We start from the raw sequence: 14667 nt of genomic DNA, 5'->3' as shown, positions 1-14667 counted from the left end.
TTTTTCCCGGGGCGGAAATGAAGTGAAACTTATCGCTCAGTAGTTCTTCTCGAAATAGAGGCCGATCCCGCTCTTGCCGTCGGAGCCGACGGTGCCGCGCGCGGTGAGGCTTTTGGTGACATCGAGATTCAGGTTGATCTGCGAGGTGCCGTCGCCGCCCACCGTGACATCGGTATAGATATTGTCCGACAGGTATTTCCCGACCTTGAGCTGGGTATTGCCCTGCGCATCGGTCGAGACGTCGAAATCGTCCAGCCCGAAATTCTTCCGCAGCTTGCCGATGATCCCCTCGCCACCTTTGCCGGCGAGCGTCGCGACCGCCGAGGCCAGTTGCGCCGCCTGCAGAGGCGAGAGATTGTCGATCGAGCGTCCGAAGATAAGCCGTGCCAGAACCTCATCCTGCGGCAGCTCCGGAGAGGAGGTGAAGGTCACCTTCGGCTCGTTCGCCTGTCCCTGAATGTTGATCGAGATCGTGTAGTCGTTCTGCGTCGTGGTCGCGGTGAAGTCGATATAGGGCACCAGCGCGCCCTCCAGCGCGATCCGGCCCTGATCGAGCGTGAAGCGTTGCCCGAGAATGTCGAGCCGTCCGCGCACGAGCGAGAACTGCCCGATCGGGATCACGTTCGACGTGGTGCCCGAGACCCGCAGCGAGCCGCCAAGTTCTGCATCCAGACCGCGGCCGCGCACGAAGATGCCGCGCTCCGAGGCAATGGTGACGTCGAGCGGATAGGACGGGCCCGAAGCCTTGGCGCCGCCGCTCGCATCGCTCTGGCCGTTGTTCAGCAGGTTGGCGCGCTTGAGCGTCTGGCGCACCGCGCCGCTTTCGCCGACATGCTCGATCCCGGCGGGGACCGAGGCGCCGCCGCCGACGCCCGAAGACGGCACCCGCAATTCGGTATCGCTCAGCGTGATGCGCCCGGCGATCTTCGCACCGCCCGCAAGCGGCCCGTCCATCGTGATCGTGCCCGAAGCGCGCGTGTCGTAAAGCTCCGGATCCTTCAACCGCGCGCGGTCGAAACGGATCGTCAGGTTGCCGTTGTAGGGCGCCGACAGGTTGATCGGCCCGTTGACCGTGATCTGCCCACCCGTGCCGAGCCGCCCGGTCAAACCGAGCTGCGCGGCGCCGTTCGACAGCTGCACCTGGGTATTCACATCCTCCAGCACCATCCCGAGGTTCGGAGCAACGACCTTCGTGCCATTCGCCGAGACCGTGCCCGACAGCGCCGACAGCCCCGGCTTGCCGTTCAGCCGCAGATCGAAGCTGAGCGGGCCCTGCACCGAGCGCGGCTCGATGAAGCTGTTGGCGAGCGCGGTCTGTGCCTGTCCGGTTATCGAAAGATCGGCATCGCCGAAATTCGACGCCACGCGGCCGGAGACTTTCGCATCGGTGCCACCCGGGCCGGTGCCCGAAAGGTTCAGCTGATAGCCGCTGCCGTCATCGACCACCGTGCCCGACACCGTCACCGGCCCCGGAAAGCCCGGCGCGAACAGGGCCGCATTCGCCAGACGTGCGTTCAGGTCGATCTTGCGCGACCTCTCGCCCGCCGTCCCTTTCGCCGAGACGTCGAGCTGCGGGTTGCTCAGTTTGAGGCTTTGCACCTCGACCGCGCCGTTGGCGTAGCTCGCCTGAAGGTCGAGATTGGTTGTGCCGGCCAGAAGCTTGTCGGCCTCGGGCTGCCCGATCGCGAGGGATTTGCCGGTGCCCTTCAACGTCACCCCGTAGCGCTCTCCGTTCAGCGTCACCGTCGCATCGGCCGCCAGCGCGCCGCGATAGCCGCCGCCCAGCACCGAAAGATCGTTGGTGTCGAGCGTGGCAGTCAGCTTGCCATCCTGACTGGCCAGCGTGCCCTGCGCCTGAAGCGTGCCCGCCCGCGTCTGCACGTTAAGCGAATCCAGCGTCACGCCGGTCTCGTCGCGCTTGGCCGAGATCGCGATCTCCGACCGACCCGCCAGCGCACGATCCGCCTGCGGCTGGTCGATCGAGACGTCCTGACCGACGAGATTGAGATTGGCGTCGAAGGCGCCGCTGAGGACGGTGTATTTCCCCGCGACCGTCATCCGCGCCGAACCGCCGAGCTTGCGCCCCGCCAGATCGGACAGCATCGCGAGGTTGGAATGGTCGATCTGCGCCGCGCCCTCGACGGTGATACCTTCGCTGATATTGTCGATCGTCAGGTTCGAATTCAGGCTGTAACCGGTGCCTTTCAGCGCCAGTTGCGACAAGCGCAGAGGCTTGTCCTGCTGCCACGAGAACACGGTGCGCAGGGTTACGGCGCTGCCGGCCGCCGCGCTCAGCTTCGGGTCGGAAAGCTCCAGCCCGTTGATTCCCAGCAGAACCGTGCCACCGACCGAGGGTGGCGAGGCCTGCCGGATACGGCCCGAGCCCGAGAGATTCGCGGTCAGCATCTTTGTGCCATCTTCGCGGCGCAGCTGGTTCAGGCGGCCCGAGAGTTTCCAGCCGTCGCCCTCTGCCTTGTCATAGCCGAGGTCCAGCTTGCCCGATTGCACGTAGGTTTTCGGCCCCGAGATCGGAAGCAGCACTTCCTGCCCGTTGCCCAGTCCGAGGTCAGCCTTCAGGTCGAATTTCACCGGCATGTTGGTCGCGCCGATCTGCGCCGAGCCGTTCAGCTGCAGCGCGCGCGATTTAAGATCGAGCGTGTTGAGCGTGGTCTGCCCCGAAACCGTGCGGGTGCCATCCGCGACCAGCGCAACCTCGTTGCCGAAGAACTCGTGGTAATCGGGTGGCAGAAGCGGGCGGATATCGCCGCCCAGCGCGACGGAGAATGTCGTGACCGGCGGACTGCCCGCCGGGGCGCCGTCGGGCGTTTTGCTGCCTATGGAGACCTGCCCCGCCAGACGCTGCTGGCCATCGGTGCTCAGCACGATGTCGGAGGTGAAATCGTCGAGCGGCCCGCTTCCGGACACTGCAAGCGTCATCGCCGGATTGCCCGGCAGGCCGATCTTCTGGACGATGATGCCGTTCTTGCCCTCATCCACCAGCAGATCGAGGCCTAGATCGCGGGTGCCGTTGTCGTAAGACGCGGTGAGGGAGAATTTGCCCTTCTTGGTGTCGATCCGGGTGATATCGAGCTTCGCCTTGCCTTCGCCGCCTGCGAGCGACATCGACCCGGTGACTTTCACCGTCGCCTCCTGGCCGAGGATCGGCTCGCCGAGGATCACCTTCTGCGCGTCGATCTTGCCGATCTTCACCGAGACCGGGAGGTCGGGAAGCTGGAAGGGCTTGGCCTCCGGGCTGGGGGCGGTCGAACTGCTCTGGGATGTCGGCAGGCGTGGCAGGTCGATCTCGGCGGCGGAGAGCTCATCGATCTCGATCTTGCCGGTCAGCAGCGCCGAGCGGTTCCATTGGATCGCGCCATCCTTGATCGTGATCCATGCGCCATCCTTGTCGGAGATCGTCAACTGATCGAAGGTCGCGCGCGAACTCAGCGCGCCCGAAAACCCGTCGAGCCGCACGGTGCGCCCGGCGCCCGAGAGGTTATCCTCGATCAGCCCCGTCAGGTAAGAGCGGTCGCGCTGCGTCTGCTGTTCTGTCGCGGCCCCTGCCCCGTCCGCAGCTTGCGGCGAGTTGTCCTGCGCCGCAGCCATCAGAGGCGTCAGGCAGAAAGCGAGAAGGATGGCGAAACGTTTCATCAGAAGGCCTGCCCAATACCGATATAGAGTTGCGCCCCCGATCCGGTGCCGCCCGAGACCGGGAAGCCGACGTCGAGACGGATCGGGCCGATGCCCGTCTTGTAGCGCAGGCCGAGACCTGCGCCTGCCTGCGAGCCCGATTGCCCGCCGCCTGCGACATAGCCGTAGTCATAGAAGGCGACCGCGCCAATCTTGTCGGTGATGCCGATGCGCGCTTCACCCTGGAAACCCACGAATTCGGTGCCGCCGGTTTTCAGCGTACCGCCTTCGAGCACTTCAACGCCGAGCGACTGGTAGGGCTGGCCGCGCACGGTGCCGCCGCCGCCCGAGTAGAAAAGGTAGTCGCGCGGGGTGTTCTCGAGGTTCGAGCCGTAGACGCCGCCCAGTTGCACGCGGCCCGCCAACACGAAGCGATCGTTCTGCCCGAAGCCCTTATAGGCGCGCAGATCGCCCGTGACCTGTGCCCCGGTGCCGGTATCGCCGCCGATCCCCACGAAAGGCGTCACCCCGGCCTGAATGTAATAACCTTTGGTCGGGTCGAGCGCGTTGTCGCGATCGTCCCAGGTGAGTTTTGTCGGCAGATAGACCTGCCGGAAATAGGTCTCGCCGGAATCGTCGGTCACCTTGGACCAGCCGTAATTGATCGAGACGTCGCCAGTCAGCTTGTCGTTGAATATCCGTGTCAGACCGAAGCCGATATCGAAGGCGTTCTCGGTGTAATCCTCTTCGTTCTTCTGGCTGATCTCGGTGGTGATGTAGGCGCTGGTTTCCGGGTTGAAGGTGGCCGGGCGGTCGATCCGCGCGCCGATCGAGTAATCCGTGCCGCCCGTCGCGCCGCCGATGCCCGAAATGCCCGCATCCACGCGAAAGCGCTCGCCGCCGCCGAAGAGGTTTCGATGCAGCCAATAGCCGTTGAGGCCGAGCCCGTCGCTGGAGCTGAGTTCCGCGCCGAGGCCGATCTTGCGTTTCTTCTGCTCGACCACGGCGAGATTCACGTCGAGACTGTCATCGGGGTTGAGCGTCTTCGCTTCGGTAATCGCGACAGAGGAGAAAATCCCGGTGCGCTGCAGCCGCGACTGGACCTGATCGAGCTTCTTCGGATCATAGACCTCGCCCTTGGGGAAGCCCGCTATCTCGCGCAGGCGTTTCGTGCGCAGGCGCTTGTTGCCGGAGGTCTCGAGCCGGCCGAAGGTTACCAGCGGCCCCGGAGCCAGGCGCACATCGGAGGCCAACTGATTGGCACGGTGATCCGCGACGATGTTCTGATAGGAGACTTCGGCCTTCGCGTGACCCGCATCGCGCCAGCCGGTCGTGGCGGCGCTCGCGGCATCGACGATCACGCCCGATTTCGCGACCTTGCCGACCTTGTAGCCCTCGGGCAGATCGGTTTTCGGCGCGACCGGCGCGATATCGGCGCGCGAGAAGGTGAATTCGGGGCCGGGCGTCACGGTTACGACGACGTTGTTCACCGTAGAAGGCGCATCGAGCGGCGGGATCGAGGCCGCCTCGCGCCCGTCAAGCTTGATCGACACGGTGCCGGAATAGCGCCCCTCGCCGAACAGCGCCGAAACGATACGGTTGTAGTCGGCCCGCGCCTCGGCAAGCACGTCCTGCGCGTCCTTGCTCTTGTCGTCTGCGGATTGCGCCAGAAGCGACGCGCCCTTGATCGTGTTGCGCAGATCGTCGGATGCGCCGGGAGTATTGAACTTCAATGAATATGCGAGTGCCGGGGTCGCGAGGATCGCAAGCGCCGCCACGCTCAGATGAAATACTCGGATGGTCTTCGGTCCCATTACTCATGCCCCCGCCCAATCGGAAGCAGAGTTACAGGTAAGCGAAGTGAAAGCTAGGGCAAGCGCGGAATTCCGCGTAGCATCTGAAGGTGATCGGCAGAAATCCCCGCCGCTCAGCAGATCAGTGCGGGCAGAATGCGGGAGACATGTTCTTGCATGTAGAACCGCAGCCAGCGCGAGAACCGCTCGGGATAGCGTTTCACCTCCGCACCGAGATCGTAAAGGCTTAGCCAGCGAGTCTCCGAGACAAGCTCTGGATCGGGGGTCACGGTAAGGCCACGCTGCGCATAGGCGATGTAGATGTCGGTCACCTCGTGCTCGATCAGGCCGTCGCCGATATCCATGCGGTATTCGATACGATCTGCATGAGCGGGATAGAGCCCATCGATGCCCAATTCCTCGCGCAGCCGCCGCCGCGCGCAGGTTTCGGGGCGCTCCCCCCAATCGGGATGGCTGCAGCAGGTATTCGACCAGAGACCGGGGGCTTGCAGGCAATGCGTCGAGCGCTTCTGCAGAAGAAGCTTCTCGCCATCCATGACAAAAATGGAGACCGCCCGGTGGCGGAGCCCCTCGCGATGTGCGTCCATCGCGTCGACGGGGGCGAGCGCGCCCCCGATCCATGCCTGAATCTGGCCCATGAGTCCTCTTTTGCATCCGGTGATCCCGCCCGGCTTGCAGGCGGGTCACGCAGTGCAAAATGGAGCCGTGACCGGACAGAGTCACGGCGTCAGCTTGTCCCTGAGGCACGATGCCGCGCCCCAGGCCTGCTTGACGGATCAGGCCGTCGTCGGCGCCTCGGTCTGCTGACGGCGCGCCAGTTCGTTGCGATAAAGCGCGACGAAATCGACGATCTCGAGGTTGAAGGGCGGGAAGCCACCATCGCGCGTCACGTCCGAGACGATCCGGCGCACGAAGGGGAATAGCTGGCGCGGGCATTCGATCAGCAGGAAGGGATGCAACTGATCTTCCGGCACGCCCTCGACGTGGAAAATGCCGCCGTAATCAAGCTCGAGCAGGTAAAGCGTCGCCCCGTCGGATTTGTTGTTCGCCGTGATCTTGAACTTGGTGATCACCTCGTACTGGTTCTCGACGCTGCGCTTCTTGGCGTCGAGCGAAACCTGCACCTGCATCTCGGGCTGGATGTCGCTGGTTTGCACGCCCTTGGTGGCGACATTGTTCTCGAATGACAGGTCGCGCGTAAATTGCGCGAGGATGTTCATGCGGAGCCCTTGTTGCTCTTGCTGCGGATCCGCGGCGCCGTTGGTCTCGCCATTTGCTTCGTCAGTCATCGACCTCTCCCAAAATTAATTGTGCGAGGTTTAGCACCGGCTGGGAGAAGCCTCAATTCTCAATGACGCGTCCAGCCGGACGGCCCGTCGGAGGGCTTGCCGTTCGGGTGGTCGCGATGAGTCATTTCCTCGACCTCGTCAGCGTCGAGGATCTCCGGATCGCGCGGACGGCGCGGCGCATCGCGGCGGGGGTCGTACTGGTTGGACCGGTAGGCGCCGCCCATCTCGAAGCGCTGCACCTTCACCCGGCTGCCCACGGCCTTCATCAGCGCGTCGCGAATGCCAGGGATCAGCAGCAGGATACCGACCGTATCGGTGAAGAAGCCCGGCGTCAGCAGCAGCACCCCGGCAACGAGAATCATCGCACCATGCGCCAGCGGCCGCGAAGGATCGCGCAATTCATTGAGCGAGCTGCGCAGATCGTCGAGCGCCCGCGCGCCTTCCCGACGCACCAGCGACGTACCGACGATCGCGGTCAGCAACACGATCCCCAGCGTCGGCCAAAGGCCGATCAGCCCGCCCACTTGAATGAACAGACCGATCTCGATCAGCGGCACGGCCACAAAGGCCAGAAAGATCCACATGGCATCCTCTTTTATCGCGTCTTCCGGCAAGCTGCGCCGGTGGACTTGAACTGGTTGACGCCTTACATAAGTAGCGATTGACCTAGAAACAAACACGAAGCCAAACACAGGGGTCTCGATGTCCGGTGCCGTCATTCAGCTTATCGTCCTCGCGGCGATTGCGATCTTCCTGATTTTCAAGCTGAAAAGCGTGCTCGGGACCCGTGAAGGCTATGAAAAGCCGATCGCGCCGGAAACGCCCGCGACGCCCGCACCGAAGCGTGACTTCGACGTGATCGAGGGCGGGCCTGATCACGACATCATCGATCATGTTCCCGAAGGCTCGACCTCCGCCGTGGCGCTGGCCGCGATGAAGCGCGTCGAGCCCAGCTTCTCAGTGTCGCAGTTCCTGCAAGGCGCACGTGGCGCCTATGAGATGATCCTGATGGCCTTCGAGACCGGCGATCTGGAAAAGGTGCGCCCCTTCCTGTCGCCCGAAGTCTACGAGGCCTTCGAAGGTGCCGTGGAAGCGCGCAAGGAGAAGGGCCTCGACGTTCAGGCAGAATTCCTCGGCCTGCGCGAACTGGTGCTGAGCAATGCCGATTTCGACCATTCCACGAACGAGGCAGAGGTGACCGTGCGCTTCGGCGCAGAAATCATTTCGGTGGCGCGCGATGCCTCGGGTGAGGTCGTCGAGGGCGATCCCAAGACGCCGCGCAAGCAGCGCGACATCTGGACATTCGCACGCAAGATGGGTGCGAAAGACCCGAACTGGCAGCTCGTCGCCACGGGCGGCTGAGGCCAGTGCTGTCCTTCGAAGATATTCCCGGCTGGGCCCGGGACGATCACGCCGCCGCTTGGGCGGCGTTTTGCGTTACGGCCGATCTCTACGGGATGGACACCGCCGGGCTGGACGACGCCCGAGCCGCTTTCGAGACCTATTTCGCCCCCTATGAAATAGCCCCAGAGGGCGCTGCCCATTTCACTGGGTATTACGAACCCGAACTGCCCGGCGCGCGCGAGAAATCCGACCGCTTCGCCTGGCCGCTTTATGCGAAACCGGCTGAAATAGGGTCTAATTCGCCTTGGTACACCCGCGCCGAGATCGCCGCGGGCGATCTGCTGGCGGGGCGCGAGCTGGTCTGGCTCGAGAGCCCGATCGAGGCCTATCTCGCGCAGGTGCAAGGCTCGCTGCGGGTGCGGTTTGCGGATGGCGACAGCCTGCGGCTCGGCTTCGACGGCAAGAACGGGCATCCCTACCGCTCCATCGGCAAGGAGCTGATCGCGCGCGGCGCGGCCCCGGCCCAGGAGATGACGCCCGAGTTCATCCGACGCTGGGCCGCCGAGAACCCCGATCAGTTGCAGGAGCTGCTGAACCACAATCCGTCTTTCGTGTTCTTCCGGGTGCTGGATATCCCGGGTGATACCGGCCCCCTGGGCGCGATGGGGCGTCCGGTGAGCGCAAGACGCAGCCTCGCCGTGGACCCCGAGGTCGTGCCGCTGGGCAGCCCGGTCTGGATCGACTGCCCTGGCTTCGGGCAGCGGTTGATGGTGGCGCAGGATGTGGGCTCTGCGATCAAGGGCGCGGGACGCGGTGATCTCTTCATCGGCACCGGCGCGGATGCCGGGCGCATCGCAGGCGCGATCAACACCAAGGGCCGGATGATCGGCTTGCGGAGGCGCGCATGAGCCGCAAACGCAAACTCAGCCCCGAGGAGCGCGCGCTTTGGGATCGCGTGGCGGCGACCACCGAGAATTACCGCCCCAAAAAGGCCGATCGAGCCGAATTAGAGTCTTTTCTTGCGCCCAAACCCAAGCCGAAACCGAAGGCCGAAGGTCTACGCAGCTTCGAGCTGGGTCAGCACGCAAAGCCTTCGTCCAGCCGTCACGATCTGGCCCCGGAGCCGGGCGAGCATCTTGCGCGCCAACCGGTCACGATGGACCGCAAGGCGCATAAGGCGATGACCCGCGGCAAGCTGAAACCCGAAGGGGTGCTCGACCTGCACGGGCTGACTCTGGCCGAAGCGCATCCCGAACTGATCCGCTTCATCCTGAATTCGCAAAGCCACGGCAAGCGGCTGGTGCTTGTGATCACGGGCAAGGGCAAGCGGGGCGACGATGACGGCCCGATCCCGCGGCGCGTCGGCGTTTTGCGCCATCAGGTGCCGCACTGGTTGCGGATGATGCCGCTCGCGCCCGCCGTCATGCAGATCAACGAGGCACATCTGAAACATGGCGGCGCGGGCGCCTATTACGTCTATCTGCGGCGAATGCACTAACCGCCCGAAATCGGCGCGAGGATGATCTGCGTCGTGTTCTCGACCGTCAGCACCACCGCATCGCCCAGCCCCGTGCGCCCCAGCTGTTCCACCTCGAGCACCTGCGCCACCTGCTGCGCGCTGTCGAGCAGCCGGATCAGCGCGGGCGACGTGACGACGTTGAAATGGCCGTCCCCGGTATTGAAGGCCGAGACGTTGATCACCGTCACCCTGTAGCGTGCGATGCGGGAGACATCTTCGAGATTGCCGAGCCGGTCACGCTTGCCCGTCAGCCGCGCCGACAGCTGCAGCGCTCTGTCCTTCGAGGAGGTGAAGATTATGAATGGCGTCGGCAAGGTACCGATCGCGTCGGCCTGCGTCTTGAACACATCCACCGCAATGTCGGGCGAGATCAGGACCACCCCGGAAATCGTCGAAAATCGACCCTGTTTATGCGCAATCGCCTCCTGACGCAGCACCTCCATCACCAATTCCGAGCCCAGAGAATGCGCTACGATCAGGATGCGTTTCGCCCCCGCCGCGTTCAGATCGTCGATCAATTCCTCCAGCCCATCGCGCGCGAAGAGCACCGAGTCCCGGTCGTAGGCATAGCCCAGCACATTCGCCCGCGACGGCCAGGAGTAATGCACCATCACGCCGGGCAGATCGAAATCCGCGCCCATCTGCGCCATCCGGTACAGGCCTTCGGCGAAGGAGTTGTTGAAACCGTGGACGAACAGCACCGCCTGTCCGTCATGTTTGCGCAGCGCCGTGCGCAGCTCCGACTGGAAGGCGGATCGAGGCATGTCGATCTCGGATTGCGAGACGAGGAACTGCTTATGGGGATCGACCGGCGCAGTGTCGGTCAACGGATAAGAAATTTCGGCCACCTTGCGATCCGGCGGTGTGGCGACATCGAACCGCGCGAGCCGCAGATGCTGACTTCGCGCGGTGCCGAAGGGCTGGCCGGTCTGCGGGTCAGGCGCCCGTGTCGAGCCCACGAAAATAGACCGCGCATCGGCGACCGGGTGATCGAGATAGGCAAGCCGCCCGCGCGGTGCGCAGGCGGCCAAGCTCAGCATCAAGATTACGATCAGAAACCGCGCCATCGCCCGTGCCTTGCATCATCCCGCAGGAGGATACCAGAGCGCGCGCGGGGTGCCAGTGCCCTAGAGGACGTAGCGGCTCAGATCGGTGTCGCGGGTCAGATCGCCGAGCTCTTTCTCGACGAAACCCGCGTCGACGGTGACGCTTTGTCCGCCACGGTCGGGCGCGGTGAAGGACAGCTCCTCGAACACGCGTTCCATGACGGTATAGAGCCTTCTGGCGCCGATATTCTCGACCGAGCGATTGACCTCTGCCGCGATCCGGGCGAGCGCCGCGATACCATCCTCCGTGAAGGCGACCTCGACCTCTTCGGTCTTCATCAGCGCCTGATACTGCCGGGTCAGCGCGTTGTCGGTCTCCGACAGGATGCGCGTGAAGTCCTGCTCGGTCAGCGCCTGCAACTCCACGCGGATCGGCAGACGACCCTGCAATTCAGGCAGCAGGTCGGACGGCTTAGCGATATGGAACGCGCCCGAGGCGATGAACAGGATATGGTCGGTCTTCACCGGGCCGAGCTTGGTCGAAACGGTCGTCCCTTCGATCAGCGGCAGCAGGTCGCGCTGCACGCCTTCGCGCGAGACATCGGCCCCACGCGCATCCGAGCGCGCCGTGACCTTGTCGATCTCGTCGATGAAGACCATGCCGGAATGCTGAACGGCTTCGAGTGCCGCGGTCTTCACCGTCTCGTCGTCCAGAAGCTTGTCGGCCTCTTCCGAGATCAGCACCTCGTAGCTTTCCGAGACGGTCATCTTGCGCCGCGTGGTGCGATTGCCGCCGAAGGCTTTGAACAGGTCCTGAAGCCCCTGCATCTGCTGCTCCATACCCGGCTGACCGCCCATCATCCCGAGCGGCATCCCACCGGACTGATCGGCCACGTCCAGCTCGATGATCTTGCCGTCGAGCTCGCCGTCGCGCAGCTTCTTGCGGAACATCTCGCGGGTGCTTTCGCGCGCATCGGTGCCGGCGAGCGCGGCGATCACGCGATCCTCGGCGGCCTGATGCGCCTTCGCCTTCACCTCTTCGCGCATATACTCGCGGGTCTGGACCATCGCGACATCGGCCAGGTCGCGGATGATCTGCTCCACGTCACGGCCGACATAGCCCACTTCGGTGAACTTCGTCGCTTCGACCTTCAGGAACGGCGCGCGGGCCAGTTTCGCCAGACGGCGCGAGATCTCGGTCTTGCCGACGCCGGTCGGGCCGATCATCAGGATGTTCTTCGGATAGACCTCTTCGCGCAGATCGTCGGGCAGTTGCTGACGGCGCCAACGGTTGCGCAGCGCAACGGCGACGGCGCGCTTGGCGTCTTTCTGGCCGATGATGAAACGGTCGAGTTCCGAGACGATTTCGCGGGGGGTCAGATCGGTCATGGATTACTCCGTGGCATAGGGCGGCAGGCGATGCTTGCCGGGGAAATTGGGAAGCGCGCGCATCAGGCGCGTGCGCAGCTCGGTCCAGAACGAGCCGAGCGCGGTGAGAAAGAGGCCGATCAGGATCAGCGTGATCCACCAGCTGCGCGGATCGGTGGCATTGCCGAAGGCATAGAAGCTGAGAAAGATCATGTAGCCGATCCCGGCCGTGAAGAAGGAGCGCCGGTCGATGATCAGCGCCAACGCGGCGAACACGGCCAGCGTGGCGAGCAGCAGCACATAGCCCGTCCCCGGCCCCATCTTGTAGAAGGTCAGAGCGAGCGTGTTGACCAGCGCGGGGGCTGCCAGAACGTGCAGCCAGAAGCCCGAGGCCGATTGCCGACCCAGCCGATGCGGGTCGCGCATGTCGAACCAGATGCCACCTGCGAGCGCCAAGAGCCCGAAGACCAGCATCGCCAGCGACAGCGCCGAGCCGTTGGACAGATCGAACAGGTCGACCGTTTTTGAGATCGGCGCCTCGGGGTCGAAGCCCTTCGCGAAGGACAGCAGCAGGCCCAGCCCGCAAAGCCCCACGAGGAACATCGAGAACGGCACCCGGTAGCGCAGGAACCACGCGATCAGCGCCACGGCGGTCGCGACCAGTGCGAGATCGAAGTTCGGGTCTTGGGTGACAAAGCGCATCCCGAGGATCGGAATCCCGAGGAAGCTCGCCAGAACTGCCCCGCCCAGCGTGAGCGTCAGCAGGATCGAGGGCAGCACCATCCGGCGCTTGCGGGTGAAATATTCCCCCAGCAACGCAATCAACGGGATCAGCATCGCGTAACCCAGCTTGCCGCCCGCGAAGAGGAGGAAGCCGAACGACCCGAAGATCAGGATGCCGAGGCCGACGGTCACGAAGATTTCGGCAAAGCCTTTGAACAGCTCGAAGGGTTCGTCCTCGGCGGGAAGGGCCGCGCGACCGGCGAGGCGGTTGCTCGCCAGCGCCATCACCGAGGCGGCCTGCGCCTCGCTGATATGGCCAGCCGCGACCGCCGCACGCAGATCGTCGCGCGTCAGCTCAGCCACCGATGCTCTCCACCGTCAGGTTGCCATTGGTGTAGACGCAAATGTCCGACGCGATCTCCATCGCCTTGCGGGCCACCGCCTCGGCGTCGAGATCGGTTTCCATCAGCCCGCGGGCCGCGGCGAGGGCGAAGTTGCCGCCCGAGCCGATCGCGGCGATGCCGTGTTCCGGCTCCAGCACGTCACCCGCGCCGGTCAGGACGTAAAGATCCTTGCCATCGGTCACGATCAGCATCGCTTCGAGATTGCGCAGATATTTGTCCGTGCGCCAATCCTTCGCGAGTTCAACACAGCCGCGCATCAGCTGACCGGGCGAAGCCTCGAGCTTCTTCTCGAGCCGCTCCAGCAGGGTGAACGCATCCGCGGTCGAGCCTGCGAAGCCCGCGACGATGTCGTGACCGCCGGGGCTCAGGCGGCGCACCTTGCGCGCCGAGCCCTTGATGACGGTCTGGCCAAGGCTGACCTGCCCGTCGCCCGCGACCACCACTTTACCACCCTTGCGGATGCCGATGATCGTCGTGCCGTGCCAGCCCGGGAATTTCTCTTCGGCCATAATAGTCCTCCGTTTGCGCCAAAGATATGTAACCCGCAGGCCGGGGCTGCAACCCCGCTTGCCGGTGCGGGAGCCTGCGGCTAGCGTCACCGCATGAGCGCGCAGCACCTTTCGATCTATCTCGATGACTGGATTCTGGAGCAGGTCCGGGCTGGCGAACACAATTTCTTCAAGCGGCTGATCGGGGCGGTGGAGGCGGCGGATTGGACCGTTAGCCTGCACCGGACCGGCCCCGAGGCGCGCGCGGCGGTCCCTGCACGCGAAGGCTATGCGCTTTACCGGATGGAGCCGCCGACCCATGCGCGGGCGCTGACCTGCCGACGGACCTATGTGGGGGCGTTCTGGCATGTCGAGGCGGAGGCGGAACGGTGGGATTGGCCGGTCGCTCAGGCGGCGTTCGATGCCGATGAGGTGGATGGAGACGCCGCCGCGCAATTCTTCTTTTCCACGCGAAACAGGCTCTATCCCGGCGTAAAACCGTCCGATGAGGAGGATCTGGCCTTCATTCCGCTGCAAGGGCGACTGCTGGACCACCGCTCGTTCCAGTCGGTGAGCCCGGTGCAGATGATCGAGGAGGTGCTGGCCCGTCATTCCGGCCCGGTCGTGGCCACGCTGCACCCGAACGAGGATTACACAGCGCGCGGAATCGAGGCGCTGGAGGCGATCTCGGCCCGTCACCCACGCTTTCGCTTCCAGTCCGGCGGTTCCCGCGAACTGCTCCGCCGCTGCCGCTTCGTCGCCACACAAAACAGCGCGCTCGCGCTGGAAGGGTTTTTCCTGCGCAAACCGGCGATCCTGTTCGGCCTGTCGGATTTCCACCACATCGCCGGATCGGTGCCGCGCGACGGGATCGAGGCCGCTTTCGAGAAACTGCGCGAGACGCCGCCCGTGGCGCGCTACCTCTACTGGTTCCTGCAACTCCAATCGCTCAACGCAGGCCGCCCCGAATTCGAGGACCGCCTGCGCTCCCGGCTTCGCCATTTCGGCTGGCCGATATGAAAAAAGGCGCCCGAGAGCGCCC

The 14667-nt window shown here is 64.4% G+C and carries 13 protein-coding genes; 4 read left to right on the top strand and 9 right to left on the bottom strand.

What is annotated here, in order from left to right; genetic code table 11:
• Nucleotides 1-36: 36 nt before the first annotated feature.
• The 5 genes from B6V73_RS11820 to B6V73_RS11800 all read right to left on the bottom strand — a co-directional run bounded on the left by B6V73_RS11820 (nucleotide 37) and on the right by B6V73_RS11800 (nucleotide 7317).
• The gene (locus B6V73_RS11820; RefSeq protein ID WP_088725335.1) at nucleotides 37-3651 is read right to left on the bottom strand and encodes a translocation/assembly module TamB domain-containing protein; all 3615 of its coding nucleotides are present in this window, start codon (nucleotides 3649-3651) and stop codon (nucleotides 37-39) included.
• Nucleotides 3651-5444 (bottom strand): autotransporter assembly complex family protein, encoded by a 1794-nt coding sequence (locus B6V73_RS11815; RefSeq protein WP_088723563.1) that lies wholly within the window; start codon nucleotides 5442-5444, stop codon nucleotides 3651-3653. The genes B6V73_RS11820 and B6V73_RS11815 overlap by 1 nt, the downstream gene beginning before the upstream one ends.
• A gap of 113 nt (nucleotides 5445-5557) precedes the next feature.
• Complete coding sequence (locus B6V73_RS11810; protein WP_075776662.1) at nucleotides 5558-6082, bottom strand: NUDIX domain-containing protein; 525 nt, start codon at nucleotides 6080-6082, stop codon at nucleotides 5558-5560.
• A gap of 138 nt (nucleotides 6083-6220) precedes the next feature.
• The gene (gene secB, locus B6V73_RS11805) at nucleotides 6221-6733 is read right to left on the bottom strand and encodes a protein-export chaperone SecB (protein ID WP_075776663.1); all 513 of its coding nucleotides are present in this window, start codon (nucleotides 6731-6733) and stop codon (nucleotides 6221-6223) included.
• 59 nt (nucleotides 6734-6792) lie between these two features.
• On the bottom strand, nucleotides 6793-7317 hold the full coding sequence (locus B6V73_RS11800) for an FxsA family protein (RefSeq protein WP_075776664.1): 525 nt from the start codon (nucleotides 7315-7317) through the stop codon (nucleotides 6793-6795).
• Between the two features lie 118 nt (nucleotides 7318-7435).
• Here B6V73_RS11800 and B6V73_RS11795 point away from each other — a divergent pair, with 118 nt between their 5' ends.
• Genes B6V73_RS11795 through B6V73_RS11785 form a run of 3 tightly spaced genes read left to right on the top strand, consistent with a single transcriptional unit; the run spans nucleotide 7436 to nucleotide 9575 of the window.
• On the top strand, nucleotides 7436-8095 hold the full coding sequence (locus tag B6V73_RS11795; RefSeq protein WP_088719992.1) for a Tim44/TimA family putative adaptor protein: 660 nt from the start codon (nucleotides 7436-7438) through the stop codon (nucleotides 8093-8095).
• Between the two features lie 5 nt (nucleotides 8096-8100).
• On the top strand, nucleotides 8101-8985 hold the full coding sequence (locus tag B6V73_RS11790; protein WP_240496964.1) for an MltA domain-containing protein: 885 nt from the start codon (nucleotides 8101-8103) through the stop codon (nucleotides 8983-8985).
• Entirely contained in the window at nucleotides 8982-9575 is a 594-nt protein-coding gene (locus tag B6V73_RS11785; RefSeq protein ID WP_088725334.1) for a Smr/MutS family protein, read from the top strand. The genes B6V73_RS11790 and B6V73_RS11785 overlap by 4 nt, the downstream gene beginning before the upstream one ends.
• Here the strand turns inward: B6V73_RS11785 and B6V73_RS11780 are convergent.
• Genes B6V73_RS11780 through hslV form a run of 4 tightly spaced genes read right to left on the bottom strand, consistent with a single transcriptional unit; the run spans nucleotide 9572 to nucleotide 13646 of the window.
• On the bottom strand, nucleotides 9572-10663 hold the full coding sequence (locus tag B6V73_RS11780; RefSeq protein ID WP_088725333.1) for an alpha/beta fold hydrolase: 1092 nt from the start codon (nucleotides 10661-10663) through the stop codon (nucleotides 9572-9574). The two genes, B6V73_RS11785 and B6V73_RS11780, sit on opposite strands and share 4 nt — an antisense overlap.
• A gap of 60 nt (nucleotides 10664-10723) precedes the next feature.
• On the bottom strand, nucleotides 10724-12031 hold the full coding sequence (hslU, locus tag B6V73_RS11775) for an ATP-dependent protease ATPase subunit HslU (RefSeq protein ID WP_088725332.1): 1308 nt from the start codon (nucleotides 12029-12031) through the stop codon (nucleotides 10724-10726).
• A 3-nt stretch (nucleotides 12032-12034) separates the two neighbouring features.
• Entirely contained in the window at nucleotides 12035-13096 is a 1062-nt protein-coding gene (locus B6V73_RS11770) for a hypothetical protein (RefSeq protein ID WP_088719989.1), read from the bottom strand.
• Nucleotides 13089-13646, bottom strand: coding sequence for an ATP-dependent protease subunit HslV (gene hslV / locus B6V73_RS11765; RefSeq protein WP_075776671.1), 558 nt, complete (start codon nucleotides 13644-13646; stop codon nucleotides 13089-13091). Before hslV ends, B6V73_RS11770 begins: the two co-directional genes overlap by 8 nt.
• 93 nt (nucleotides 13647-13739) lie before the next feature.
• Between hslV and B6V73_RS11760 the strand changes: the two genes are divergently transcribed.
• Nucleotides 13740-14645, top strand: a complete 906-nt coding sequence (locus B6V73_RS11760; RefSeq protein WP_088725331.1) for a hypothetical protein — start codon at nucleotides 13740-13742, stop codon at nucleotides 14643-14645.
• Nucleotides 14646-14667: the final 22 nt, after the last annotated feature.

The organism is Thioclava sp. JM3 (genome assembly GCF_002213185.1).
In the GTDB taxonomy this organism is placed as follows: Bacteria; Pseudomonadota; Alphaproteobacteria; order Rhodobacterales; family Rhodobacteraceae; genus Thioclava; species Thioclava nitratireducens.
The sequence above is the reverse complement of the archived record's forward strand: the minus strand, read 5'-3'. Positions and strand labels throughout refer to the sequence as shown.

What these genes read in the sequence shown, in the direction of transcription:
- B6V73_RS11820 (WP_088725335.1), bottom strand. Translation starts at nt 3,651, where the DNA reads ATGAAACGTTTCGCCATCCTTCTCGCTTTCTGCCTGACGCCTCTGATG.
- B6V73_RS11815 (WP_088723563.1), bottom strand. Translation starts at nt 5,444, where the DNA reads ATGGGACCGAAGACCATCCGAGTATTTCATCTGAGCGTGGCGGCGCTT.
- B6V73_RS11810 (WP_075776662.1), bottom strand. Translation starts at nt 6,082, where the DNA reads ATGGGCCAGATTCAGGCATGGATCGGGGGCGCGCTCGCCCCCGTCGAC.
- secB (WP_075776663.1), bottom strand. Translation starts at nt 6,733, where the DNA reads ATGACTGACGAAGCAAATGGCGAGACCAACGGCGCCGCGGATCCGCAG.
- B6V73_RS11800 (WP_075776664.1), bottom strand. Translation starts at nt 7,317, where the DNA reads ATGTGGATCTTTCTGGCCTTTGTGGCCGTGCCGCTGATCGAGATCGGT.
- B6V73_RS11795 (WP_088719992.1), top strand. Translation starts at nt 7,436, where the DNA reads ATGTCCGGTGCCGTCATTCAGCTTATCGTCCTCGCGGCGATTGCGATC.
- B6V73_RS11785 (WP_088725334.1), top strand. Translation starts at nt 8,982, where the DNA reads ATGAGCCGCAAACGCAAACTCAGCCCCGAGGAGCGCGCGCTTTGGGAT.
- B6V73_RS11780 (WP_088725333.1), bottom strand. Translation starts at nt 10,663, where the DNA reads ATGGCGCGGTTTCTGATCGTAATCTTGATGCTGAGCTTGGCCGCCTGC.
- hslU (WP_088725332.1), bottom strand. Translation starts at nt 12,031, where the DNA reads ATGACCGATCTGACCCCCCGCGAAATCGTCTCGGAACTCGACCGTTTC.
- hslV (WP_075776671.1), bottom strand. Translation starts at nt 13,646, where the DNA reads ATGGCCGAAGAGAAATTCCCGGGCTGGCACGGCACGACGATCATCGGC.
- B6V73_RS11760 (WP_088725331.1), top strand. Translation starts at nt 13,740, where the DNA reads ATGAGCGCGCAGCACCTTTCGATCTATCTCGATGACTGGATTCTGGAG.